Below are 25,060 nucleotides of genomic sequence, written 5' to 3'. Positions count from 1 at the left end.
TCTAAAATATTTGAGGGGGTGTTCGTTGGGTTCGGAGTCGTCAATGGGTCTTCACCTGAGTTGTACGTATGACTTTAAAAAAGGGGGCGTTGTCCGTATGAAAAAGCTACACAAAAAGACAGCGGTGGTCGGCTCGATGACTGGGGCGTTGGCGGTCCTTGCCGCTGGTTGTGGCACGTCGTCCGGCCAAACGTCAACCGCTACGAATCAGACCGCCGCAGGTTCAGCGTCCGTAAAGATGGTTGATGGGCTGCCATTACCCCAATATAACGGCAAGGCAACGCTGACGTGGTGGTCCTGGGTTCCCAATGCGCAAAAAGAAGTCGATATTTTTGAAAAATACTATCCGAACATCAAGGTTCATTTGGTGGATGCAGGCGCAGGTGCGACCGAGTACCAGAAATTTAGCACCGTAATACAGGCGGGCAGTGGTATTCCGGACGTTGTCATGCTTGAATTCGATGTCATGCCTGAGTACATCGCAACAGGCGCACTGCAGGACATCTCTCCATGGGTATCTCAGCTAAAGAGTCGCTTCACGCCGTGGACCTGGAATCAGGTGTCCGTTGGTTCCCACGTGTATGGAATTCCAGAAGACACGGGTCCGATGGGGCTCTTCTACCAGAGTTCGCTGTTCAACAAGTATCATCTGAAGGTTCCAACCACTTGGAGTCAGTTTCAACAAGAGGCATTAGAGTTCCATAAGCTTGATCCTTCGAAATATTTCTCTTATTTCTCAAACAATGATGGTCAATGGATGTTTGGCCTGTTGTGGCAAGCGGGGTGCGTTCCGTTCCAGGGGTCAGGTAACAATTGGAAAGTAGATATTGATTCACCTAAGGCGGTTCAAGTGTTCTCGATGTGGCAGAAGCTCGTCAAGGCCGGTGCTGTGCAAAGTATTGCAGCTGGTTCCCCGGAATGGCAGAAGAACATCAACGCGGGTCTTTATGCCACCGCGGTAGGATCCGCTTGGTACGACAGCGAGATCCTTGTCCCGTATGATCACAACCTTTCTGTCCATAAGTGGCGGGCCGCTTTCATTCCCGAGTGGACGCCGGGCGATACCATGGATGGAGACTGGGGAGGCTCTGTCCAGGCCGTGACGAAAGCGACCAAGTATCCCGAAGCGGCCGCTATATTTGCGGCTTTCATCAATGCCGCGCCTGCGGAGTTGGCGCACGACGTTGCGCCTGCGAAAGACGGTGGTGGCGGGCTGTTCCCGGCGGCAACTGCCGGATTCGACATCCCGTCGTTCAAGCAGCCGAATCCAGCGCTCGACAACCAGCCTGCCAATGTCGACGTGTTCGAGAAAGAGTCTCCTCGTGTGAATACCAAGTTCCAGTGGAGCCCGTGGTCAAGCTACGTGTTTAACGAACTGCAGACTGAGATAGGCAAGGCTTTCTCGGGTAAGGAAAGTGTGCAGCAGGCTTTGGCGAATGTCCAGCAGGCGGTCGTGAATTACGCTCGCTCCCAGGGATATAACGTGACCACTTGAATTCGGCCCAGTGCCCTCGAGCTGTCTAGCTCGAGGGCGTCCCTGAAAGCGAAAGGATGTGATGCCGAGTGCGGGCTGCTCTCAGACATTCGAGGAACGCGTCAGCCGCTGCGTTTTTGGCGCCCTTTATTCTTCTGTTCATTGCCTTTCTTTTCGCACCGTTGCTTTACGCCTTCTACACGAGTCTTTTCATCGAACGATTTGGCCAACCCATTTTTGTCGGATTTCGAAACTACGTGAACGCGTTCCAAGACGGGGCGTTTTGGAGTTCTGTTGTGAACGTCATCCGATATGCAATCCTGCAAGGAGTCATCATGATTGTACTCTCGTTGATTTTGGCCCTCGTACTGGACACGAAGTATGCGAGATGGAAACCGTTATTCAGATTGATCTATTTTCTTCCATATGCAGTGCCGGGTGTATTTGCGTCGATCATGTGGGGGTTTCTGTACTCCAAGCCACTGGATCCCCTTTTACAAGCACTTCACTTTGACCCATTGTCCTCGGCAGCCCTACTTTACAGCATCATCAACATCGCAACGTGGGAATGGGCCGGGTATAACATGACCCTCTACTCAGCCTCCTTAACCGGGGTCTCGACAGATTTGTACGAGGCAGCGATAGTAGACGGATGCAACGAGTTCCAGTTGGCCTGGCACATTAAGCTTCCGTTGCTGAGGCCCACCATTCTCATGACAGTCATTCTCAGCTTCATCGGATCGATGCAGCTGTTCAACGAACCGTTTCTCCTGAGCGCGTTGACGCCGATATCTCAGACGTTCACGCCAAATATGGATATCTATGCGATGGCGTTCAATCTTACGAACCTTCCTTACGCTGCGACGCTTGCCGTGCTTCTGGGCGCTATTACTATTTTCATCTCGGCGTGCGTCATGATCGCTGCCCGCGTAATTGGGCGTCGCTCGCGAGAGCGGACTGCGCTGCGGATGTCGTCTGAAGAGGTGTTGAGCACATGAGTACAAGCGTCTTTCAGAGTAGGCCAAATGTGCGAGCTGACAGCTCGGCATCGCCTCATTCGGCGTTCGTCCGCCATTTCGTAACGGTGTTGGTGATGGCCTTCCTCGTGGTGGTTGCGGTCTACTTTCTCATTCCGGTGGTATGGTTACTGATTGCATCTACCAAGACGCAAGCAGAACTACAGAGTACAGGTATATTTTCATTGCCGAAGCGTCTAGAGTTGCTCCAAAACATTCGCTTACTCTTTGCTTACAATAATGGCGTATTTGCAAGATGGTTCCTAAACTCTATCATCTACTCCGGATCCGTCGCCATACTCACGTGTTTGGTCAGTGCGATGGCGGGCTATGCACTCGCGAAATTCGATTTCCGAGGAAGAGAAGTCCTTTTCTATGTGATTCTTGCTTCCATGATGATTCCAGGAACAGTGGCGACCATTCCTCTGTTCGTAATTGAACAGCCGCTCCATCTTGTCAACACGTATCTAGGGGTCATCCTTCCACTGATAGCAAGTCCTTTTGGCGTGTATTTCCTCCGAATTTATATCCGCGATGTGGTGCCCAACGAAATGCTGGAGGCCGCAAAGGTGGACGGGGCACCGGAACGGACGATCTTTTGGAGGATCGTACTCCCTGTGATTCGCCCAGCGATTGTCACACTCCTGCTTATTAGCTTTATAGGGACATGGAACAACTTTTTCTTACCGTTGGTGCTTCTTCACAACCAATCGCTCTATCCACTGCCGGTTGGTGTGGATGTTCTCCTAAGCCTGATCGCTACACCTGCGGCAGACCAATCCATGCCTATTTATCAACTTGTGATTACGGCTTCTCTGTTGTCCATCCTGCCGATGATCATTGGGTTCATCCTGTTCCGAAAGCAAATTGTTACCGGGCTGACACAGGGAAGCGTAAAACTTTAGAGCTAGAGAAGGAGAATCCCCTATGTCCAACCTGAAAGCGCGCATGACCATCGATCCGGCGTACCGCCTCGCGGAGACCGACCCACGCATCTACGGGTCCTTCATCGAACACCTCGGCCGTGCCGTCTACGGCGGCATTTACGATCCCGGCCATCCCACCGCGGACGAAGACGGATTTCGCCAGGACGTGATCGATCTCGTCAAAGAGCTGAACGTTCCCATCGTTCGGTATCCCGGGGGCAATTTCGTCTCGGGCTACCGTTGGGAAGACGGCGTGGGGCCCGTGGAACAGCGCCCCGTCCAGCTGGATCTCGCCTGGCGCAGCCTGGAGCCGAATCGCGTGGGCCTCAATGAATTCGCGCGTTGGGCGAAGAAGGCGAACAGCCAGGTCATGATGGCCGTCAACCTCGGCACTCGCGGCATTGAAGAGGCCAAGCAGATTGTCGAATATTGCAATCACCCCGGAGGAAGCTACTGGAGCGACCTTCGCCGCAAGCACGGTGTCGAGCAGCCGCACGGCATCCGCGTGTGGTGCCTCGGCAACGAGATGGACGGTCCCTGGCAGATCGGCCGCAAGACCGCAGACGAATACGGCCGCCTCGCGCAGGAGGCCGCCAAGGTCATGAAGTGGGTCGATCCGTCCATTGAACTCGTCGCGTGTGGAAGCTCCGGCTCCAAAATCGCCACGTTCCCCGATTGGGAGCGGATTGTCCTCGAGCACGCCTACGACGAGGTGGACTACCTGTCGCTGCACACGTACTACGGCAACCGCGACGGCGATCTCGCCAACTTCCTGGCCTCTTCGCTGGACATGGACGCGTTCATCCGTACCGTCGTGGCGACATGCGACTTCGTTCGCGCGAAAAAGCGCTCGAACAAAACCATCTATCTCTCCTTCGACGAATGGAACGTGTGGTTCCACTCGAACGAGGCGGACAAACAGGTCGAGCCTTGGCAGGTGGGGCCGCCGCTTCTCGAAGACGTGTACACGATGGAAGACGCGCTCGTAGTGGGTTGCATGCTCATCACGCTGCTCAAGCACGCCGATCGCGTCCGGATTGCGTGCCTCGCGCAGCTGGTCAATGTGATTGCGCCCATCATGACGGAAAACGGCGGCCCGAGCTGGCGGCAGACCATCTTCTATCCGTTTGCGCACGCCTCGAACCTCGCGCGCGGCGTGGTGTTGTATGCGCCGGTGGAGTCGCCGAAATACGACAGCAAGGACTTCACGGACGTGCCGTATCTGGAGGCGGTGCCGGTGTGGAACGAGGCGGCGGGAGAGCTCGTCCTCCTGGCGGTGAACCGCGCTGAGGAGCCGCTCGCGCTCGACGTGGACCTGCGCGGATTCCCCAACGCCCGGTCCAAAGAGCACATCGTGCTCACGCATCCGAATATGAAAGCAGTCAATACGAAAGACCGCCCTGACGAGGTCGTCCCCCAAAAGCGGTCCATCGGCGCTGTGGACGCGGGGCGGCTTTCGGTCGAGCTGCCGGCGCTGTCTTGGAACGTGATTCAATTGTCCGTGTAAAGGCCGCTAGGTGGGCCGCGTCAGACGCGGCCCGGCCCTTAAAAATGAGCACGTTCGACGCGGGTCCCATACTTCCTCATGGCCGAGGATAGGATGATCGCGGTCCACGCCAAGAAAAGGAGCACACTCACAGTCATGATGATGGGAGACGTCGCGGCCATATCCGACATCCATGGGGCGGCTTTGCGCAAATCAGGAATCTCGCGTACGGCCTGTGCGTCGAGAATGCTCCAAGGACTGAGGGGTACAAGTACCCCGGACCCTGGGCGTTCACCCCGGATCATCCACATACACAAAGCCAAGTTGTAGAGCGTTCCTGCGACAAGTGCGTGGCTGACGGTGGTTACAGCAGCCGCTGTAGCTGCGATGAACGTTAGCTTGAGTATTGTCGTGGCAAGGAGCCACGCAGTCGGAACGAATTGCGGAGATTGCGAGTCCAGTGAAGGATAGGCGAGAATTCCCGCCGAGAGGAATGCGATCAACAACAACAGTCCCAGCGTCACGGCCGCCATCAGCCAAGCGGAGCGCCTCCAAAGCATATTCAGAAATGTCAAGCCTCGAACACGGAATTCTCCATCCATGCCTTGGCGCATATCGTCCCAAAACATGAACGAAATCCAGACGCCAAACAGAAATGTGGATACAGGCGAATTCGTCCACGCGAGAGCGATTTCCACGGTCTCGACAAGGTTCGGATGAATATTAGAACCCAATCCTGAGCTTTGCGTAGCGCATACTGCTAACGCGTAAGTTAAGCTGCCTATCCACCAAAGCGAGCCGCCCAAAACAAACGGGCGGCGAACGGTCTTCCACAATCGAGCACCTCCTCACGTTGACGAAATGAGAGACAGCGCTTTGTCTGGGGGAATGATCCATTCTACATGGGCGCGGTAAGCCTGCAAGTCTTTGTTCATGTTCTGAAGCACTTGCGGAAAGCGCTTCGCCAACTGTGCTGCGACGAAACTTGGAATCCAGTCAACTTCACTTTCCCAGGATAGGTGGTTCGCTCGAACCTTCATCATAGCGACTGACCAATTTGATGGTCTGGCATCGGAGAACGGCGATAGTTGCTCTCTAATGTATCCTGACAAGTCGGGCGGGATAGAGATGTGCCACTTCTGCGCTGCCCCAACCATCAGCGCCAACGACTGCACAAGTCCTGAGCAGCTGTCTTCAAACGAGGATGCATTAGGAGAGCGAAGGGCTGATTCCATCGCACTCTGTGACTGTCGAGTACTCATGTAGAAAAAATATACATCTCTGCTAGTCAGGCTGTAAGGACCGATCTTCGCGACGACAAGGTCTCGCATACGAAGACTCTTCGAATGTGCCTCGGCCCACATCTGCTCGGCTGTACGAAGCCTCGCGGCATCTGAATGGTGCGTCCATCCCGGAATGACGACATAGTACGCGAACAGCATCACTCCGATGGCTACACAGAACCCGGTGGTGATGAATTTGCGAACGGAATTCACGCGTCCACCTCCGCACGAACGTCCTGGCGCACCAAGTGTTTCGGTTCGAATCTGCCAACCTTTCCAAAAGTCCACGCGGCAAATGCGATGCAAAGAGTGAGTTCGGCGCCGAGCAGGGCGCAAGCAGCGAACGGTGTTGGAAGATAGCGCATGAGAATCCAATGAGTGCTCGCGCTGCTTCCAAGATAGACACCAATATGACTTGCATCGGTAAACGGATAAGAGGTTGGCGATCCGCGAGCAGCGAGGCTCGTACCCCATGTAAACATGGTTTGTGTCAAAACGCTCAGGTTGTCAAATGGACTTGCAGCCGCGAGACACCACGAGAATGTCGGAGATATGAATAGGGTAATCGCGTTCAAGATTCGGGGCTCCGTCGTGAAGTGTAGCCACCATGCGGTCCAGGCACTGAGCGCACCAAGTGCGAAGTTGGACCATAGTGCCATGAACGCGAGACCCATGACACCCATGGTCCACGCGAATAAGATGCCTGAAGTGGCGACGCGAATGCACAAGAGGAGGTGTGCCCCAGACGGCCAAAATCCATGGAACACACAAATGCAGATCGCGACAATGACGCCAGCGACCTGTGTAAGACATGAAAGTGCAAGGAGGGAACTCAATCGTGTGAAAACCCATGTGCGCGTAGCGTGCCGGAATCGAACCAGATGCTCCGAGGGCATAAAAGGCCGCCAGTCGTTCCACGACCACAAAGCACCTGTCGCAGCCCAAATCCCAACACGAAATAAATAAGGAGTTGACAACCATGTTAGAACGTAAGGAATGACGTACTCCGAACTGTAGAAGCCAGTCCATTCCCTCGAAGTGACACTCACCGGTCCGCGTGCAACCATGTCCGAATGCAACTGCCAAATGAGGTATCCAACATCGGTTGCGAGGGAAAGCCATGCCACCCAGTGACGCCGAATGCGAATCCACTCGGCGCGAAGAGCTTGAATCAAAATGTGTCACTCCTTGCGTGGTGCGCTGTTTCGTCAGCGAGTGGTTGAAAACCTGCGTTCAGGAGACATTCAACTGCGTAAGTGAAGATCTCATCTTCGGGGGATAGAATGATTTCTGTCGGATTTTCCCCTTCTTGAAAGGGCACGTGGTTCCGTTTGAGTACGTCTGCCCATTTCGCATCCATTTTACCGTTTCTCTCCACAAGCACTCGCTGTGCAAACTCGACTCGGGAACCACAGAAATCCACAGTGTGGTTAGATATTCGAACCACTTGACGAATTTTTTGGGGAAAGCCGTATGCCGCGTGGAGTACCATCACAACGTGCTCTGCATGTGTTCGGAGAGCCCTGTCGACCTCCTTCCACAGCGCGTCGACTCCCCGGGCGTCCAATCCTGTGACGGGTTCGTCGAGTATCCAAACTTTCGGTTGGCTCCAGACGCTACAGACAATACCTAGCCTTTGTTTCTGCCCCCGTGAAAAGCCACGTATACGGCCTTCGGGCACACCAAAGCGGTGAAGAAGCTCGTCGTATTCAGTCGTCCATTTTCTTCCGGCCAGATGAACATAGTAGGCAAGCATTTCACTCGCCGTCAAATGCTCATAGAAAGATGGTGGATCGAGAAGCACACCCACTTCCGGGCCTAACCGTCCGACGGGCTTCCCGTTCAGCCGTATCTCCCCGCGCGTAGGTCGCCATTGCCCTGCAATGCACCGTATTAGGGTTGATTTACCAGAGCCGTTCGTGCCAACAATCACCGTGAGCCCGGGTTGAAGGACAGTGTTGACGTCTCGGAGAATCCACGACCCCCCAACGCGTTTGTCCATGTGCAAAATTTCAATCAACTCGTATGGCCCTCCCAAAGGCTCGCGAAGCGCCGCCCTAGATTGAGCGGCGCATCCGCATGTCTCAATGGATGTATAGCATCATCCTCTGATGTACGCAGCGCTTGTGGGCGCGAGAAAGGTTGCCTGTGTTTGTTGGCCGTTCTGTAACTGAACGATGGCGTATCCAGTCAACGTCGCAGTGTACACACCGGCACGAGGGAACGTGTGCGTGTTACTCGTCGACCAATCCGGAGAGTTCTTTTGCCAAGGCCAAAAGTTGACGGGACCCGAATGGGAACCTCCATCACTGTATGTGATTGTGAAAGCACCTCCCATGATGTTACCTTGGGTCGAATGAGCACCAACCTCAGCTGTTCCGACTGTTCCATAGTCCCAGCCGAGGTTACAATACGAATATCCTGCATTGCCCGAGACGGTCGTTTGTGGAACTGCAGCTGCCAGCGCAACCGCACCTCCTGCGAATACACCAAAGACGACGCTAACGCCTGTCCAAAGCAAATTTCGTGTGCGCATGCATTTCGCCCTCCTTGTAGATTCTGTAGCTCACGGTCGTGATCTGACGGTGTCTCTCATCTTAAGCGACAACCATGGTTACCATCTTATTAACAATTCTTTTCAAGATAATCTTGAGATACTCGCAGCATGTAGCCCACTCCGTGCACGCTCACGATGAGGCTGCGGTCTCCCAGATGATTTCGAAGACGATAGATGAGATTGGCCAGATTGGCTCGACATGCTGTAGGAGCAGTATTCCATAAAGCGTAAATAAGATCGGATGTTGGGACGATCTGATTGCGTTTTCTGAATAATTCATCTAACAATCGAAACTCCATATCCGACAACAGAATTTCTTTTCCCGAGCGCACAATCGATTGCCTTTCTCGGTCCCACAAGCAACGAGCAGAGAGTCTTACCGTACTCGACAAATCGAGTCTCACCTCGACCAGAACACAAGTGAACCGTGACGAACACAGCGGGATACGCTGCGTCTGAGCGAAACGCAACCATAACATAGCATTTTTGGTTCATCATATCCGCGTGTATCTTCCAGGTCAATAGGTTCCATGGAATTGAAAGAACGCGAAGGAGGTTTGTTCTGTGTGGAGACGTCGTTTACACCATCCAATCCTGAGGGTGTCAGTGCGGGGAACCCGAATTTTCATGTCAGCTTTGTATGCGCTTGCGTAAACTTAATTTACATATTGCGTAGACAACAACGGTGTGCAAGATTTACACTGAATCTAGCCCTCGGCCGAAGGGCCGAGGCCCCGGGGAGGACGTTTTGTGAAACGCATCGATGCCATCATTCGTCCAGAGAAGCTCCAGACCACCATCAAGGCCCTGCGGCAGGTGGGTGTCACGGGATTCACGGTCATTCCGGTGCAGGGGCGCGGCCAGCAGAAGGACGCCATCGGCGTGTATCGCGGGCACGCGTACGACATCAACCTGCATCCGAAGATCAAGCTGGAGATTGTGGTCTCGGACAACTACGTGCCTGCGACGGTCAAGGCCATCATCGGGGCCGCGCAGACGGGCAAGATGGGCGATGGGAAAATCTTTGTGTACGACATCCTCGAGGCGTACAACATTCGCACCGGCGAGATCGACGAGACCATCGACGAGTTGAACCAGAAGAGGGAGGACACCTAGTTCATGTCTTCACAGACCGCGCTGAACGCCGTCTGGGTGGTCCTCGCGGCCGCCCTCGTCCTGTTCATGGAAGGCGGGTTCAGCCTGTTGGAAGCAGGGCTCGTGCGCACGAAAAACGCGGTGAACGTCACGATGAAGGTGTTTGTGGACCTCACCTTCGGGGTGCTCGCGTTCTACTTCGTGGGCGTGCACCTGGCGTTTGGACCGGACGTCGCGCACCTGTGGGGGTTCGGGCCTGCCGTCGCCCCGGCGAACGTGCCGCAGGCCGCCTTCGTTCTCTTTCAAATCGGGTTTGCCATCGCGGCGGCGTCCATCATTTCGGGCGCCGTGGCGGAGCGGATGAAGTTTTCCGCGTATGTCATCATCGTCATCCTGGTCTGTGCGTTGGTCTATCCGCTCGGCGCGCACTGGGCGTGGGGGCCAAATGGGTGGCTCGGCAATCTCGGTATGGAGGACTTCGCCGGATCGGCCGTCATCCACGCGATGGGCGGATTCATGGCGCTCGGCTTCGCGAAGAGCGTTGGCCCGCGCGCGCAGCGATTCAACGCCGATGGGAGCGTGAACGTGTTTGCGCCGAGCAACATCCCGCTCGCCTCGGCCGGGGCGTTCATCCTCGCGTTCGGCTGGATTGGCTTCAACGCGGGCAGTACGCTCAACGCCTACGATCCGCGCCTGTCAAGCGTCGCGCTGAACACGGTCATCGCGGCTGCGGCTGGCGGTGCCGCCGCGGTGATGGTCACCATGATCCGCTTTAAAGTGGCGGATCCCAGCATGATGATGAACGGCGTGCTCTCAGGGCTGGTGGCCATCACGGCCGGGTGCGCGTTCGTCTCCCATTGGGCGGCCGTAGTCATCGGCGTCGTGGCAGGCATTTTGGTGGTTTTCGCCACCGGCTGGCTCGACGCCTGGAAAGTGGACGATCCCGTCGGCGCCTTCGCGGTCCACGGGGCAGGCGGCGTATGGGGGACGCTCGCGGTGGGCCTGTTCGACACCACGCGCGGCCTTTTCACCACCGGTCACGTTCACCTGGCCCTGGTCCAGCTTTTGGCCTGCGTCGTGTACCCGCTGTGGGGATTGCTCACATCGATTGGCATAGGGTGGGTGCTGAATCGCGTCCTTGGCCTGCGCGTGTCCGCCGAGACGGAAGAGGAGGGCATCGACGTCGTCGCCCACGGCATTCCTGCGTACAACGAGCTCGAGCGATTCACCGACCTTTGAAAGTGCGCATCTCCTCAAGCGACGCTGGCGATCCGGCCGTTACAGCCGGATCGCCATTCGTCGCTTCGGGACCTCACGGCTAAGCCGCGCCGCGTTCACCCATTTCGCGCCGGGCGCTCGAGCACACTCACCCCGTAGGCGGGCAGACGCACCGCGCCGCCTGTCGGCGACTCGCCATAGAGTGGCTTGTACTCCGCTTCATCGAGCGCCACTTCGCGCGCCTCGGGCGTGAAGTTCATGAGCACGACGTACTCCACGCCATCCCCCGCGCGCACCATGGCGCTCACACCATCGGGCAACTCCGGCTCGAGGGCGCGCGCCACGCCGGCGTCGGCAGCCAGCCGTGCGAAGAACTCCCGCAGAAATGCGTCGTCGAGCCGCGCGGCGATGTAGTAGACCTTGCCCTGTCCCACGCGGTGAACCGTCGCCGCTGGCATGCCCGCGTAGTACTCGCCGTCGTACACCGCGATGGGCTCCGCGCCTTCGAGGTGGATCACCTCGCACAGTTCGCGCGCCTGGTAATGGCCCGCGAGGCCAAGCGGATTGCCGTCGACGGCCCGAACTGGCACGCGCTCGCCGTCGTACAGGGCGTCGATCTCCTCCGCCCACACGCCCGCAAGTTCGCGCAACGGGCCCGGGAATCCGCCCAAAAAGACGAGATCGTTCTCGTCCACGATGCCGGACCAGTAGGTGAGGACGAGCGATCCGCCCCGCTCCACGAACGCCTTCATGCGCGCGGCCACGCCTGGACGCACCATGTAGAGCATCGGCGCGACGACCAGTTTGTACCCGTCAAGCGGTTGTTCCTCGTCGATCACGTCCATCGGCACGCCCATCCGCCAAAGCGCCGCGTAGTGGTTCACCACCGTCTCCTCGTAGTGCATGCCGATGTTCCGCGGGCCCTTGGCGTCCTCGAGTGCCCAGCGGTTCTCCCAGTCGAAGATGACGGCCGCGTCCGCCTTCACCTCCGCGCCGGCCATCGGCGCAAGTCGCTCCAGCATCTCGCCGACGGCTTGGACATCGCGGAAGACGCGGGTGTTGGCGTGGCCGACGTGATCGACCACTGCGCCGTGAAACTTCTCGCAGGAACCGCGGCTCTTGCGCCACTGGAAGTACTGCACCGAATCGGCGCCGTGCGCGATGGCCTGGAGCGAGACGAGCACGTGCACGCCAGGCCGCTTCTGCTTGCTCACCGCCTGCCAGTTGGTGACGCTCGGCGTGGACTCCATGAGCAGAAACGGCTTCTTGAGGATGGCGCGGTTGAGATCGTGCACCATGGCGGTGTGAACGGCCTCCGGGACGAGCGTCTCGTGCGTGTGCCAGCGGGGGTAGCTGTCCCACGAGATGACATCGAGCACGTCGCGGAAGCGCCAGTAGTTGAGACCCGGATACGTGCCCATGAAGTTGGTGGTGACCGGAAGGTTCGGATTGACTTCCTTGAGCGGCATGATTTCATGGCGGCAGAAGTCGACCGTCTGATCCGTCACAAACCGCTTCCAGTCCAGGTTGAGTCCGTGTATCGACATCTCGCCGTGCGGCATGGGCGAATCAATCTGGGACCAATCCGTGTACGTGTGGCTCCAAAACGGCGTCCACCACGCGTGGTTGAGCGCATCGAGCGTCTTGTACTTCCGCTTGAGCCAGTCGCGAAACGCCTCCTGGCACAGCGGGCAGTGGCATTCGCCGCCGTACTCATTCGACACGTGCCAGCCGATCACGCCCGGGTGATGGGCGTACCGCTCCGCCAGCTTCCGGTTGATGATCCGCACCTTTTCGCGGTAGATGGGCGACGTGTAGCAATGGTTGTGGCGGCCGCCGTGCCGGTTGCGCCGCCCGTCGGGACCGACGCGAAGCACCTCCGGGTATTTGGCGGACAGCCAGGCCGGCCGAGCGCCGCTCGGCGTGGCGAGCAGGATGCGCACGCCCGCATGCGTCAGCCGCTCGATGGTCTCGTCGAGCCAGTCAAACGTGAACACCCCTTCTTCAGGTTCCAGGCTCACCCAGGAGAAGATGCCGAGGGAGACGACGTTCCACTTCGCTTCGCGCATCAACTGGACGTCCTGCTCGAGGACGTCGGGATACGCCAGCCACTGATCCGGGTTGTAATCGCCACCGTGCAAAAAACCTTGAACGTTCGGGAAAATGGGTGCGTGCTTCGCCACAGGTCAACCTTCCCTTCCGCGTTGAATTCGCAGTGGACTCGAGTCCATGTACAAGCCGCAAGCCTCTGTAGACGAGCTCAACTGCGCAGCGGCTTTTTCAGCAGCGCCTTGCGGTAGGCGAGGGGAGTGCAGTGCTTGTAGCTTCGAAACACCTTGATGAAATAGCTGACGTCGTGAAACCCGAGGTCCATGCCGATGGCCGTGATGCTTCGATTCGGGTCTTTCAGCAGGTCCGCAGCCCGCGCCACGCGCCGCTCATTCACATACTGCATGGGCTTGCGGTGGGTCATCTCCTTGAAAAACCGGCAAAAGTGGCCTTCGCTCATGTTGGCAACGCGCGCCAGATCAGACAGGCGGAGTTTGTCGCTGAGATGCGCGTCAATGTACGTGAGGACGGCCTTGAGCGTGTCCGCACGGCGGTCGTCCAGCTCCCGCCTGGGGCTGTCTTCGACCAGCAGCTTGGCTCGAAACAGTTGCGCGAGCACGTCGTACAGACAGCCCTTGACCGTGAGCTCGTAGCCGACAGGTTGTTCTTCCAGGGCTTCGGCGATCTCGCAAAGCCTCGCCGCAAGATGTGGCCGAATCGGGTGGTCCTGCGCGATGGCGCCGGGCAACCGCAGCTTTCCCGACGCGAGCGGCGCGAGGTAGGACTGCTGGACGCGATCGCCCGAAGGACTCTCCAGAAGGTCGAGCCCAAACACAATGGCCTTGCACTCGGAAGGACCTTTCCCGGGGGCGGCCATGCTGTGAAGTTCCCCCCCGCTGAGAAGCGCGACGCCGCCATCGCCGAGGACGTGGAGCTGGCTGCCCACCTGCAGACACACGCTGCCGCGCGTGACGACGATGAACTCGGCCTCACTGTGCCAGTGCAGGTTGACCGTCTGTTGGTATGGCCCGGGCGTCAGAACGACGTGATAGGCCTGGATGTGAAAGCTCGCGTCGCCGTGCTGCCGGTGTTCAAGGAGATGTACGGCTTCCACCCGAAGTCCCTCGCATGCAAGCGATTTCAGCGGAGCGTGTTGGCACCCGAATCTTGCACTCCAGTGTCAGCATGCGCCACGCAACGCAATCTGTCAAGACGGCGGCGAGATCGAGGAGGACAAGCGGATATCAAAATTGTTCGATTTTCAGTCACGATCTTCTCATTCGCGTCTGTGCAGCGCGACTACAATACGGTGCACAGGCAGATCCTGCCGACCCGCGAATCCCGCGGCGTCGGTGAAAGCGCTGCCAGGAACCCGTGGTCCTGGGGCGGATTCTATCAAATGCAGTACTTGTCCGTTCGCTGACCACGTTTGCATCGGCCGTGCCGGAGAAGAAGTGGTAGACTGAGGGTGAAGGTATGAGGCGCCGAGGGCGCTTGGCGCCTCGTCCGAGGGGAGGCGCGGCCGTGAAACATATCGTGTGGGCAGTGGACGGATCGGATTGTGCGTGGCGCGCGGGCGACATGGCGGCTGAGTGTTTGGACAAGTGGCCGGAAGCCCGGCTGACCGCTGTGTTTGTGCACGTGCCTGCGGTTCCGACGTCGGAGTGGACCGCGGAGTACGCGGTGCAGATGGAGCGGGAGGCGGAGAAGCTGGCCGGCGAGTTGCGGGGCGAGATCGAGCGGCGATTCGCGGCGTTTGGCCCGCGAGTGGCGTTCCGCGTCGAACACGGGGCGCCTGCTGAGCGCATTGTGCACGCCGCAGACGAGCTGGAGGCTGATCTCATCGTTCTGGGCAGCCACGGCAAAAGCGCCGTGGACCGGCTGCTCATGGGCAGCGTGAGCACGGCCGTGCTGCACCGGGCGAAGCAGGCGGTCTTGGTGGTGCGGTGAAGCGAGCAGAAAGGGAACGAGCCCGTGCTGCGGGGACCTGGCAACGGCCCGCAGCATGGGCTCGTCGTGTGAGGGGCGCCATTCGGTGAGGAGACGCCGCACTCGGCCTCACGTTTGGAGCGCGCGGGCGGGCGGAGTGCCAACCTGCACCCGCCTCAGTCCGGCCACCATCGCGCCCGGCAGCCTGCCACCCGCACCGCCTCCTGCGGATGGCGCGGGAGGATCACGACGCCTTCCGGAGAGATACGGCAATCCGCGCCCTGCGCGGCGAGCTTTGCCGGATCGTCGATACCGTGCAAGATGGCGCACCATGCCTCGCTCCGACCTTGTGGGGCGAGCACCAGGTCGTCTTCGTCCCAGAACGCATGCCATGTGCCGGCCTCGTTGCCTCGTTGGTCAAACAGGGTGTAGGAACTGCGGCGATCCGGCTGGATGGGATAGACGTGGATGGCCACCTCGCGGTGGTATGGCTGGTCAGACTGCTCGCTTTCCGCGCTCATGGCCAGCAAGCTCTCTTCGCGCACCAACACAGGCAGGCTCATGAAATCGTACCGTTCGCGGTACCATCTGCCGCCTTGCCTCGTCTCTCCGGTGAACAGGTGCGTCCAGCGCCCCTCCGGGAGATAGTACGAGACCTCTCCTGTCTCCGAGAACACCGGTGCGACGAGAAGCGACGGGCCGAGCATGTATTGGCGGTCCAAGGTGTCGCAGGTCGGATCGTCCGGAAATTCGAGGATCATGGGGCGCAGCATGGGCACGCCTGTGCGGTGCGCCTCGACGGCGCACGACCAGAGATACGGCATGAGCCGAAGCTTCCAGCGCGTGAAGTGGCGCAAGACGTCCACCGACTCCTCGTCGAACAGCCACGGCACGCGGTACGATCCGCTTCCGTGCAGGCGGCTGTGGCTCGAGAAGAGCCCAAAGGCAATCCAGCGCTTGTACAGGTGGGCGGGGGCTGTGTCCTCAAACCCGCCGATGTCGTGGCTCCAGAACCCGAAGCCGCACAAGGCGAGGCTCAGGCCGCCGCGAAGCGTCTCCGCCATGGATTCGTACGTGGCCCGGCAGTCGCCGCCCCAGTGCACCGGGAAGCGCTGGCCGCCGGCGGTGGCGGATCGCGCAAAGACCACGGCGTCATCGCCTCGCCGCTCGCGGAGGACTTCCCACACGGTCTCGTTGTACAGGTAGCTGTAGAAGTTGTGCATCTTTTGCGGGTCCGATCCGTCGTGGTACACCACATCGGTCGGGATCCGCTCGCCGAAGTCCGTCTTGAACGCATCGACGCCCATGTCGAGCAGCCGGCGCAGGTGGGACTGGTACCAGCGGCGGGCCTCCGGGTTGGTGAAATCGACGATGCCCATGCCCGGCTGCCACAGGTCCCACTGCCACACGTCGCCGTTCGGACGCTTGAGCAGGTAGCCGCGCTCCATCGCCTCGCGGAAAAGCGGCGATTTCTGCGCAATGTAGGGGTTGATCCAGACGCAGATGCGCAAACCGCGCGATTTGAGGCGCGCGAGCATGCCCGCCGGATCGGGGAAGCAAGCGGTGTCCCACGCGAAGTTGCACCACTCAAACGGCTTCATCCAGAAACAGTCGAAGTGGAACACGCTCAGCGGAATGCCGCGCGACGCCATGCCATCGACGAACTGGCTGACCGTCTCCTCGTCGTAGTCGGTGGTGAACGACGTCGACAGCCACAGCCCAAACGACCACATCGGCGGCAGCGCCGGCCGCCCGGTGAGCGCCGTGTATCGCTCGATCACGCCCTTCGGATGGCCGCCCCCGATGACCACGTAATCGAGCGCCTCCCCCTCGACGCTGAACTGGACCTTGGACACGAACTCCGTCCCGATTTCAAACCACACGCGCTCGGGATGGTTCACGAACACGCCGTAGCCGCGGTTCGTGAGATAGAACGGCACGTTCTTGTACGCCTGGTCCGATCCCGTCCCGCCGTCTCGGTTCCAGATGTCAAGGGACTGGCCGTTTTTGACGAACGCCGTGAACCGCTCGCCAAGGCCATAGACGTTTTCGCCGACGGAGAGATGCAGTTGGCCGCGCATGTAAGGTCGGCCGTGATCGACGACGTACGCGGTGGAACGAGGGCCGCTCTCGGTGAGAAAGCGGCCGTTCTCGTAAAACGCGATGGACCACGGGGCGAGCCGCACGCGGACCTCCATCTCGCCAGCGCGAAGCACAACGGAGTCCTCCGTCTCCACTGCGTCAAACGGCTGAGGGTTGAGCTCAAGCGGGAAATGGGGCCCGCGGGGCATCCGTCCGAGAAAATGGTACTGCTCCACCCGCACCATGCCAGGGCGGGGGAAGGAGATGCGGCAGGTGAGCATGGGGCCATCGAGCATGTGGCCGCGGTGCGCCACGGGGCGGCACGCGACGAAGAAGAGGACGCCGTCTTCCTCTTGTCGCCATTCCTGCACGGCGAGGCCGGGGTGAATGGAGACGCCTTCGCGGACAAGCCAGTTGCCGTCGGTGAACTTCATGGGTGTCACTCCTCGCAGAACGCCGACCGTTCACGTAGTGCCAGCATTGTATCAGATGAAGTTGTCCCGTTACGGCAATATCTTGCGGCCTCTGTTCGATAGGAACGGTAAGATTTTGACTCGCGAGGTTGACTTGGTGTGGAAATGTGTAACGCGAACTCCTGTACGGCTGCCTGCGTGGACGGATGGCGGGGCTGCCTGCCCGCATGGGGGGCGTCGCCGCCGGGTGCTCGAATTTGTTACAATGGCGGCAGTGTGAAGCCACGGTGGCAAGGGAGAGGATGGCCATGAAGCTCTGCACCTACCGGGAAGGCCGTGCGCTGCGATTGGGGCTCGTGCGCGGCAACGAAGTGGTGGACGTCGCGGCGAGCGCGGCGCAACTTGGGATGTCGGTGCCGGACACGATGGAGGCCGTGATCGCGGAATATACTCAAGTTCGGCGCGCGCTCGAAGCCATCGCGGAAAAGGGCGTCGCCGCCGGGAAGCTGTCGGATCTGCGGCTGGCGCCTCCGGTGACGCGCCCGCAGAAAATTGTGTGTGTGGGGCTCAACTACCGCAAGCATGCTGAGGAGTCCAAGATGCCGATTCCCACGTCGCCGGTTTATTTCGCCAAATTTGCGAACAGTCTGGCCGCGCACGGAGATGAGATCGCCATTCCTCCGGTAGCGCGAGAGGTGGATTACGAGGTGGAGCTGGTGGCGGTCATCGGCCGCAGGTGCCGCGACGTCTCAGAGGAGGAGGCGCTCGGCGCGGTGTTTGGCTACGCCGTGGGCAACGACTTGAGCGCCCGGGATCTCCAGATGCGCGCGTCGCAGTGGCTGTACGGCAAGGCCATCGACGGCTTCGCGCCGCTCGGCCCGTACATCGCGACGGCGGACGAGGTGGGGGATCCGCAGCGTCTCGGCTTGCGGCTCTACTTGAACGGCGAGTTGCGCCAGAACTCGTCGACCGCGGACATGATCTTCTCTGTGGCGCAGGTGATTGCCGACTTGTCCCGCATCATGACGCTTGAGCCGGGCGATCTCGTCTACACCGGCACGCCGGAGGGCGTGATCCTGGGCCGGGAGGAGAAGGTGTGGCTCAAGCCGGGGGACGAGATGGCGTGCGAAATTGACGGGCTCGGGCGGCTCGAGAACCGGCTTGTGGCGGGATGAACCTGGGCAACGGACGACACGTGGGAGATGAAAGCATGTCGAGGGAAGGACGTGGGCGCAGGCGCGTCGTGGTGAAAATTGGGTCGAGCTCACTCACCGAGGCGGACGGATCGCTCGCACTGTCGCGGATGCGGCAGATGGTGTCTGACGTGGCGCGGCTCGGGCGGGAGACGGGGTGCCAGTTCGTGCTGGTCTCTTCGGGCGCCATCGCGGCGGGGCTCGGGCGGCTCGGCTGGCAGCGCACGCACATCTCGATGCCGGAGAAGCAGGCGGCTGCGGCGGTGGGCCAGGTGCTCCTCATGGAGCACTACGAGCGGCTGTTTGCCGAGCACGGCATCGCGGTGGGGCAGATCCTCATGACGCGCGCGGACGTGGAGGATCGGAAGCGGTTTGTGAACATCCGCAACACGGTCATGGCCCTGCTCCAGCGCGGCGTGATGCCCATCATCAACGAGAACGACACCGTGGCGGTGGAGGAAATCCGCTTCGGCGACAACGACACGCTGGCGGCGCTCGTCGCGCTCGTGGCGGAGGCGGACACGTTGGTGCTGCTCACCGACATCGACGGGCTGTACACGGCCAACCCGCGCCAAGATCCCACCGCAACCCGGATTGCGGAGGTGGAGGTCATCACAGACGAGATCGAGCGCATCGCGGGTGGGGCGGGATCGAGCGCGGGCACGGGCGGGATGCGGACGAAGATTGCAGCGGCGAAGATTGCCACGCAGTCGGGCGTCGAGGTCGTCATTGCGCACCGGGACGAGCCGCGGGTGCTCGAGCGGGTGCTCGTCGGGGAGCCGGTGGGCACGCGATTTCTGGCGTCGCGGGAGCCGGTCAGCCTGCGCAAGTCGTGGCTCTTGCACGCGCCGAAGCCGGAAGGCGCCCTGCAGGTGGATCACGGCGCCATGCGCGCGCTCATCGCGGGCGGCAAGAGCCTGCTCTTGCCCGGCCTCGTGCAGGTGCATGGCGAGTTTCAGGAGGGCGCCGTGGTGGAACTCGTCGGGCCCACCGGCGCGGCGTTCGGCAAGGGCATCTCAAACTTCTCCTCGCGCGATCTCGCCGAGTGGCTCGAGAAAAAGCGCGCAGGCGAGGACGTGCATGCGCTGCACGAAGTCGTGCACCGAAACGACATGGTGATCTGGACGGAGGCGACGGTGGGATGAGTGTCGACACGAAGGCGGAACTGGTGGAATCGGTGCACGCCATCCTGCGCGGCGCGCAGGCGGCGAAGCGGCGCATGGCCACGGCACCGACGCGCGTCAAGAATGAGGCACTTTCGCACATGGCGGACGCCATCTGGGCGCGCAGGAGCGAGATCTTGGCCGCGAACGCGGCGGACGTGGACGCGGCGCGGCGGGAAGGGCAGCCTGCGGCCCGCGTGGACCGGCTGATGCTCGACGAGGCGCGGCTGCAGCAGATCATCGAGGGCGTGCGCGAGGTGGAGGCACTGCCGGATCCGGTGGGCGAAGAGGTGGAGCGCATCCTGCGCCCGAACGGCCTCGACATCCGCAAGGTGCGCGTGCCCATGGGCGTGATCGCCATGATCTATGAGGCGCGGCCGAACGTGACGGTGGACGCGGCGGCGCTCGCGGTGAAGACGGGCAACGTGGCAGTGCTGCGCGGCGGGAGCGAGGCGTTACGGTCAAACCAGGCGCTTGTGGCGGCCATCCACGACGGGCTGCGGCAGGCGGGGCTGCCGGAAGCCGCGGTTTCGCTCGTCGCCCATGCGGACCGGGATGTGGTGGATGTGCTCATCCGGGCGCGGGGGTATGTCGATCTCGCCATTCCCCGCGGGGGCGCGGGGCTGATTCGCCGGGTGGTGGAAAACGCATCGGTTCCCGTGATTGAGACCGGCGTGGGCAACTGCCACGTGTACGTAGACCGCGCAGCGAACTTCGAGATGGCCACGCGCATCGTGGTGAACGCGAAGACGCAGCGCCCGTCTGTGTGCAACGCGGCGGAGACGCTCCTCGTGCACGCGGAAATTGCGGACGCGTGGCTTCCGGACGCGGCGCGCGCTCTCGTGGATCGCGGCGTGGCGTTGCGCGCATGCCCGCGCGCGCTTGAGATTCTGCGCGGTGCGGGCATTCCTGCGGAGGCCGCGCAGGAGGCCGACTGGGCAACCGAATATCTGGATCTCATCCTGGCCGTCAGGGTGGTGGACACCCTGGAGGACGCCATCGCGCACATCGATCGCTATGGCACGCAGCACTCGGAGGTCATTGTCACGGAGGACGAGGACGCGGCCCAGATGTTCCTCGCTTCTATCGATGCCGCGGCCGTGTACCACAACGCGTCGAGCCGGTTTACGGACGGGTTCGAGTTCGGGTTTGGGGCCGAGATCGGCATCTCGACGCAGAAGATGCACGCCCGCGGGCCGATGGGCCTGCGCGAGCTGACGAGCTACAAGTACGTGGTGTACGGGCACGGGCAGGTGCGCGAGTAGCGGCAAGCGCTGCGAGAATGTGGATTCGCGCCGCGGCACGGCGGAAGCGGAAGCGGTGACGGGGCGCCTGTCGGCTTTGACGCGAGCCATCCCGGCGTACGATGAACCATCTCGCCTGAAAGGGGTAGGGTTCATGGGTACGTTTGGCGGCTACACGCGCTGGGCTGTGGTGTTTCTCATCATCTTCGTGCTGTTCTTCCTGCTGGTTCCCGGGGTGAGCGTGGCACCGGCGCCGAGCTGCGGCTGCGCGCCGGGCGCGGGCGCAGGCGTGTATGGGGCGTATTAAATCATTTGTGACGCGACGTGAGCCCTGGGTGAATCGGTGCCCGGGGCTTTCTCGTATCCATCCATCCGGGGGACGTTGTATTCTTCGCTTCGTGCAGGGTAGACCCGTCGTTGCCGAATGACACACCAAAAACCACCTGCGGCCATCCCCATCCCACCGGCACCTGCAAGTGAACGATTGGTGATGCGTGGGGAATCCGGGAAGAGACGAGAAGCCGGTTAGGATGGGCCTAGGCTTTGAGCTACAAAGACTTCACGGGCTATCCTTGAAATACGCAATGAGATATCTGATGAATGCGTAAACAGTACCTATGCATACAGCTGCCAAGATAGATTCCAGTGTCCAAAGCAGAATAAAATTCACAATTTTCTGATGACGAATCCATGGTATCCATTGTGCTCCGGCGAACGCCATTCCCGACAGAAACGCGATCCACCGCAGTTTATCGATCAGCGCCAGGTATTTCACGGCTTCCGGTGGATTAGGCTTCGTGATCTTGGATAACCATTTCACGTTCTTCGTGACTCCATCTCTGGCGCAAACGCCGACTCCTACATCCGCAACAGGAGACCGGAATCACCAACCGGGCTTTTCCGCGTTCAAACGTCTCAGCGGGGCCGCCGACGATCTCGGCGGATCAACGGCATCAAAGAAAGACATGATCCATGTCCTCCGCATGCTTCAATGGGGCCGCCGACGATCTCGGCGGATCAACGGCTATGTGGAGGGCGTGCGTTATTTCGCAGATTATGTGCTTCAATGGGGCCGCCGACGATCTCGGCGGATCAACTTGTCGTCTGTCGTCACTCATAGTCGATGGATATAAGCTTCAATGGGGCCGCCGACGATCTCGGCGGATCAACCTGCTTCATCTCGAAAGACGACGGGTGTTCTATCACCCTGCTTCAATGGGGCCGCCGACGATCTCGGCGGATCAACAATATCCTCGTTTTTTCCTAACCACGATTCTGTTAAAGGCTTCAATGGGGCCGCCGACGATCTCGGCGGATCAACACCATCCTTCGTGAATGAACTTCGTTTTGTAGTGCGGCTTCAATGGGGCCGCCGACGATCTCGGCGGATCAACGCCATCCCCCGTAGCCCGCTCCTGGTGCGGTTTCCCGGGCAAAAAACGCGAACCTGCGCGGCGCGTGGCGTTTACACGGCATCCAACCACCTTCATCATACCCTCTCATCGTCAAAAAATCCAGTCCTGACGCGGAATTTTCGTCTTGCGCGAACCTCCCGGGCTTTCGCCATCGATTCAGGTTCGCGCACCGCTTCGTTGCGTACCGTGTGAACACTCTAATCACTCAATCCTTGTTTGTGCGGAATCGATGCAGGATTCGTTGAATTCAGGTCGAAATGCTACTTCCATCGCTTGAGCACCGCGGATGTGCGTGCCGTCTCCCGAGGGGCCCTCACCGCATCGTGGCCGAGCAGTGGAGCTGCCCGAGTGCACCATGCTACCTCGGATGCACAGACGAACCGCTCTCATGCGTCGCTCGTTGCACCCGAATTTCGTCCATGCAGATTTCCTCGCAGCGCGTTCCGCGGTTCACGCGCCGGTACTCAACATCGCTGGCGCATTGCGCGAGGAGATTCTGCGCGAAAGGGTGATGTTTCGCCACACGTAGTTTTGTCTTCGCTCCATGTTCTTTTTGCATGAGCGTTCCTCTTGCCAAGAGGCACTCAGTGCACATCGCTTTTCATGATTCGGTGTCGGGCATGTGCGTCGTATGGGGAGATCCATGATTCCTCGCCCAAGGTGGACATTCTACCCAGCATTCATCTACATATGGCAGGAGGTATCTCCGTGGTTCTCATCGGTGTTCTTGTCGTGATCGTGGGCTTTGCGCTACGCGTGAACCCGCTGCTCGTCGTGACGGTGGCCGGCATGGTCACCGGCCTCTTGGCGCACGAATCGCCGTATGACATTTTGTCTCAATTCGGCGCAGCGTTCGCGAAGGATCGTTACATGGCCGTCTTTGTCGCCACGCTGCCCGTCATTGGCTTGCTTGAGCGCCACGGGCTGCGGGAACAGGCCCAGCGGCTCGTGTCGAAGGTGCGCGCCGCCACGACGGGCCGCATCTTGAACGCATACCTCTTCATTCGCGAACTGGCGGCTGCCCTCGGGCTCACGTCCATCGGCGGGCCCGCGCAGATGGTTCGCCCGGTTGTTGCGCCCATGGCCGAAGGTGCCGCCGAGGCCGCCTATGGCAACCTGCCTCATCACGTCCGGGATCACATCCGCGCCCACGCCGCCGCAGTCGACAACGTCGGACTCTTTTTCGGTGAGGACGTGTTCGTCGCGGTCGGGGCGGTTCTCCTCATGAAGGGCGTGTTTGATCAGTTCCACATTCACTCCACTCCGATCCTCATGGGCCTGTGGGCGCTGCCGACGGCCATAGCCGTCTTCGTCGTCCACAGTGTGCGGCTGTACCTCCTGGATCGGCGTCTCCGGCGCTGGCTGTCCTCGGGGCCGACCGCGTCTTCCTCGGCCCAAGGAGAGGGGGTCAACGCGTGATTCGCGTCCAGTACGTCTACGATCTCGTCGGCCTCATTCTCGTTCTCTCGAGCCTGTATACGTTTCGCGATCGCGCCAATCCGCGGCGCATCACCACAGGGCTCTTCTACGCGCTGTATGGACTCGCGTTCATCCTGGCGGACGTGCTGCCATCTTTCGTCCTTGGCCTCGTCGTGATCGCCATCGTCGTTCTGGCGGGCTTTGGCGGGGTGCGCACCGGTAGCTATGGGGAGGCGGAAGCGGCGGATCGAGAGGCGAGCCGGGCCCGGCTCGGAAACCGGCTGTTCATCCCGGCCGTGCTCATCCCGGTGCTCACTGTAGCTGGCGTGGAAGGGCTGAGCCGGATTCACGTCGGCGCTCTGCCACTCCTGGATCCGGCGAACGTCACGCTCGTGGCGCTGGGTATCGCCGCCGCCATCGCGCTCATCGTCGCCTGGGCCATCACCCGGAGCACGCCTGTTGCCTCGGTTCGCGAAGCCAGGCGCCTGATTGAGGCCATTGGCTGGGCGGCCGTGCTTCCACAGATGCTCGCGGTCCTGGGCACCCTGTTCGCGTCCGCCGGTGTGGGCACCGTCGTGGCGCGCCTGGCCAACCACGTGATTCCACATCACTCGCTCTTCTGGGCGGTTTTCGCGTACTGCGTGGGCATGGCCGTGTTCACCATGATCATGGGCAACGCGTTCGCCGCGTTCCCCGTGATGACGGCCGGCATTGCCATCCCGCTTATCATCGGGCACTTCGGCGTCGATGCGGATCGCGTCGCGGCCATTGGCATGTTCGCCGGCTACTGCGGCACATTGCTCACGCCCATGGCGGCCAACTTCAACATCGTTCCCGCCGCGCTGCTTGGGCTGCGAAGTCAGTATGCGGTCATCCGGGCGCAATGGCCTACGGCGCTCATCATTCTCGCCGTGAACATTGTGCTCATGTACGCCGTCGCCAAGTGGTGACGAGATGGCGCGATCCCGGCCGACGACAGCGGGTCGGGATCGCGCACTTCACCCCACAATTTTCCTCGATCTTTACACACTCTTCACAATCCGAACACGTGGATTTCACAAATGGCGCGTAGCATGTGTTGACGGAAAGGATCAATAT

At 60.2% G+C, this 25,060-nt stretch carries 21 protein-coding genes and 1 CRISPR repeat array; of the genes, 13 read left to right on the top strand and 8 right to left on the bottom strand.

Annotated features, from left to right (window positions below; all coding sequences use genetic code 11):
* Positions 1-97 precede the first annotated feature (97 nt).
* From AC27E8_RS10730 to arfA, 4 genes are all read left to right on the top strand, one after another.
* On the top strand, positions 98-1,495 hold the full coding sequence (locus AC27E8_RS10730; protein WP_487097760.1) for an ABC transporter substrate-binding protein: 1,398 nt from the start codon (positions 98-100) through the stop codon (positions 1,493-1,495).
* Between the two features lie 68 nt (positions 1,496-1,563).
* Positions 1,564-2,472, top strand: coding sequence for a carbohydrate ABC transporter permease (locus AC27E8_RS10725; protein WP_049784391.1), 909 nt, complete (start codon positions 1,564-1,566; stop codon positions 2,470-2,472).
* On the top strand, positions 2,469-3,395 hold the full coding sequence (locus tag AC27E8_RS10720) for a carbohydrate ABC transporter permease (protein WP_487097758.1): 927 nt from the start codon (positions 2,469-2,471) through the stop codon (positions 3,393-3,395). Before AC27E8_RS10725 ends, AC27E8_RS10720 begins: the two co-directional genes overlap by 4 nt.
* Before the next feature lie 22 nt (positions 3,396-3,417).
* On the top strand, positions 3,418-4,923 hold the full coding sequence (gene arfA, locus AC27E8_RS10715) for an arabinosylfuranosidase ArfA (protein WP_487097756.1): 1,506 nt from the start codon (positions 3,418-3,420) through the stop codon (positions 4,921-4,923).
* 38 nt (positions 4,924-4,961) lie between these two features.
* Here arfA and AC27E8_RS10710 read toward each other — a convergent pair whose 3' ends face one another.
* The 4 genes from AC27E8_RS10710 to AC27E8_RS10695 all read right to left on the bottom strand — a co-directional run bounded on the left by AC27E8_RS10710 (position 4,962) and on the right by AC27E8_RS10695 (position 9,221).
* A complete protein-coding gene (locus AC27E8_RS10710) occupies positions 4,962-5,738 on the bottom strand; it encodes a hypothetical protein (protein ID WP_487097754.1) in 777 nt (258 codons plus the stop codon).
* Between the two features lie 12 nt (positions 5,739-5,750).
* Entirely contained in the window at positions 5,751-6,398 is a 648-nt protein-coding gene (locus AC27E8_RS10705; RefSeq protein WP_487097752.1) for a hypothetical protein, read from the bottom strand.
* A gap of 958 nt (positions 6,399-7,356) precedes the next feature.
* Positions 7,357-8,205, bottom strand: coding sequence for an ATP-binding cassette domain-containing protein (locus tag AC27E8_RS10700; protein ID WP_487097750.1), 849 nt, complete (start codon positions 8,203-8,205; stop codon positions 7,357-7,359).
* A gap of 605 nt (positions 8,206-8,810) precedes the next feature.
* Positions 8,811-9,221, bottom strand: a complete 411-nt coding sequence (locus AC27E8_RS10695) for a helix-turn-helix domain-containing protein (RefSeq protein ID WP_487097748.1) — start codon at positions 9,219-9,221, stop codon at positions 8,811-8,813.
* 271 nt (positions 9,222-9,492) lie between these two features.
* Here AC27E8_RS10695 and AC27E8_RS10690 point away from each other — a divergent pair, with 271 nt between their 5' ends.
* Together AC27E8_RS10690 and AC27E8_RS10685 are read left to right on the top strand one after the other, a co-directional pair.
* A complete protein-coding gene (locus AC27E8_RS10690; protein ID WP_195867293.1) occupies positions 9,493-9,858 on the top strand; it encodes a P-II family nitrogen regulator in 366 nt (121 codons plus the stop codon).
* Positions 9,859-9,861: 3 nt separating this feature from the next.
* Entirely contained in the window at positions 9,862-11,076 is a 1,215-nt protein-coding gene (locus tag AC27E8_RS10685) for an ammonium transporter (RefSeq protein WP_487097746.1), read from the top strand.
* A 95-nt stretch (positions 11,077-11,171) separates the two neighbouring features.
* Here the strand turns inward: AC27E8_RS10685 and AC27E8_RS10680 are convergent, their stop codons facing one another.
* The gene (locus AC27E8_RS10680) at positions 11,172-13,238 is read right to left on the bottom strand and encodes a beta-galactosidase (RefSeq protein WP_487097744.1); all 2,067 of its coding nucleotides are present in this window, start codon (positions 13,236-13,238) and stop codon (positions 11,172-11,174) included.
* A 77-nt stretch (positions 13,239-13,315) separates the two neighbouring features.
* Positions 13,316-14,218, bottom strand: coding sequence for an AraC family transcriptional regulator (locus AC27E8_RS10675; RefSeq protein ID WP_487097742.1), 903 nt, complete (start codon positions 14,216-14,218; stop codon positions 13,316-13,318).
* Positions 14,219-14,628: 410 nt separating this feature from the next.
* Here AC27E8_RS10675 and AC27E8_RS10670 point away from each other — a divergent pair, with 410 nt between their 5' ends.
* Positions 14,629-15,054: a universal stress protein gene (locus AC27E8_RS10670; RefSeq protein ID WP_487097740.1), complete on the top strand. Its 426-nt coding sequence runs from the start codon at positions 14,629-14,631 to the stop codon at positions 15,052-15,054.
* 155 nt (positions 15,055-15,209) lie between these two features.
* Here AC27E8_RS10670 and yicI read toward each other — a convergent pair whose 3' ends face one another.
* Positions 15,210-17,549, bottom strand: coding sequence for an alpha-xylosidase (gene yicI / locus AC27E8_RS10665; protein ID WP_487097739.1), 2,340 nt, complete (start codon positions 17,547-17,549; stop codon positions 15,210-15,212).
* 287 nt (positions 17,550-17,836) lie between these two features.
* Here yicI and AC27E8_RS10660 point away from each other — a divergent pair, with 287 nt between their 5' ends.
* From AC27E8_RS10660 to AC27E8_RS10645, 4 genes are read left to right on the top strand one after another with little or no spacing between them, the layout of a single operon-like run.
* Positions 17,837-18,703, top strand: coding sequence for a fumarylacetoacetate hydrolase family protein (locus AC27E8_RS10660; protein ID WP_487097738.1), 867 nt, complete (start codon positions 17,837-17,839; stop codon positions 18,701-18,703).
* A 35-nt stretch (positions 18,704-18,738) separates the two neighbouring features.
* On the top strand, positions 18,739-19,866 hold the full coding sequence (gene proB, locus AC27E8_RS10655; RefSeq protein ID WP_487097736.1) for a glutamate 5-kinase: 1,128 nt from the start codon (positions 18,739-18,741) through the stop codon (positions 19,864-19,866).
* Positions 19,863-21,149, top strand: a complete 1,287-nt coding sequence (locus AC27E8_RS10650; protein ID WP_487097734.1) for a glutamate-5-semialdehyde dehydrogenase — start codon at positions 19,863-19,865, stop codon at positions 21,147-21,149. The genes proB and AC27E8_RS10650 overlap by 4 nt, the downstream gene beginning before the upstream one ends.
* A 19-nt stretch (positions 21,150-21,168) precedes the next feature.
* On the top strand, positions 21,169-21,435 hold the full coding sequence (locus AC27E8_RS10645) for a hypothetical protein (protein WP_487097775.1): 267 nt from the start codon (positions 21,169-21,171) through the stop codon (positions 21,433-21,435).
* Positions 21,436-21,687: 252 nt separating this feature from the next.
* Here AC27E8_RS10645 and AC27E8_RS10640 read toward each other — a convergent pair whose 3' ends face one another.
* Positions 21,688-21,948 (bottom strand): hypothetical protein, encoded by a 261-nt coding sequence (locus AC27E8_RS10640; protein ID WP_487097732.1) that lies wholly within the window; start codon positions 21,946-21,948, stop codon positions 21,688-21,690.
* 92 nt (positions 21,949-22,040) lie between these two features.
* A CRISPR array of direct repeats spans positions 22,041-22,522; the repeat unit is 37 nt; unit sequence GCTTCAATGGGGCCGCCGACGATCTCGGCGGATCAAC.
* A gap of 729 nt (positions 22,523-23,251) precedes the next feature.
* Between AC27E8_RS10640 and AC27E8_RS10635 the strand changes: the two genes are divergently transcribed.
* Together AC27E8_RS10635 and AC27E8_RS10630 are read left to right on the top strand one after the other, a co-directional pair.
* Positions 23,252-23,962, top strand: a complete 711-nt coding sequence (locus tag AC27E8_RS10635; protein ID WP_067850488.1) for a DUF969 domain-containing protein — start codon at positions 23,252-23,254, stop codon at positions 23,960-23,962.
* The gene (locus AC27E8_RS10630) at positions 23,959-24,912 is read left to right on the top strand and encodes a 5-oxoproline transporter, DUF979 family subunit (protein WP_206881022.1); all 954 of its coding nucleotides are present in this window, start codon (positions 23,959-23,961) and stop codon (positions 24,910-24,912) included. Before AC27E8_RS10635 ends, AC27E8_RS10630 begins: the two co-directional genes overlap by 4 nt.
* Positions 24,913-25,060 lie beyond the last annotated feature (148 nt).

The organism is Alicyclobacillus sp. CIJ1, assembly GCF_057538885.1.
The sequence above is the reverse complement of the archived record's forward strand: the minus strand, read 5'-3'. Positions and strand labels throughout refer to the sequence as shown.

What these genes read in the sequence shown, in the direction of transcription:
- AC27E8_RS10730 (WP_487097760.1), top strand. Translation starts at nt 98, where the DNA reads ATGAAAAAGCTACACAAAAAGACAGCGGTGGTCGGCTCGATGACTGGG.
- AC27E8_RS10720 (WP_487097758.1), top strand. Translation starts at nt 2,469, where the DNA reads ATGAGTACAAGCGTCTTTCAGAGTAGGCCAAATGTGCGAGCTGACAGC.
- arfA (WP_487097756.1), top strand. Translation starts at nt 3,418, where the DNA reads ATGTCCAACCTGAAAGCGCGCATGACCATCGATCCGGCGTACCGCCTC.
- AC27E8_RS10695 (WP_487097748.1), bottom strand. Translation starts at nt 9,221, where the DNA reads ATGTTATGGTTGCGTTTCGCTCAGACGCAGCGTATCCCGCTGTGTTCG.
- AC27E8_RS10685 (WP_487097746.1), top strand. Translation starts at nt 9,862, where the DNA reads ATGTCTTCACAGACCGCGCTGAACGCCGTCTGGGTGGTCCTCGCGGCC.
- yicI (WP_487097739.1), bottom strand. Translation starts at nt 17,549, where the DNA reads ATGAAGTTCACCGACGGCAACTGGCTTGTCCGCGAAGGCGTCTCCATT.
- AC27E8_RS10660 (WP_487097738.1), top strand. Translation starts at nt 17,837, where the DNA reads ATGAAGCTCTGCACCTACCGGGAAGGCCGTGCGCTGCGATTGGGGCTC.
- proB (WP_487097736.1), top strand. Translation starts at nt 18,739, where the DNA reads ATGTCGAGGGAAGGACGTGGGCGCAGGCGCGTCGTGGTGAAAATTGGG.
- AC27E8_RS10650 (WP_487097734.1), top strand. Translation starts at nt 19,863, where the DNA reads ATGAGTGTCGACACGAAGGCGGAACTGGTGGAATCGGTGCACGCCATC.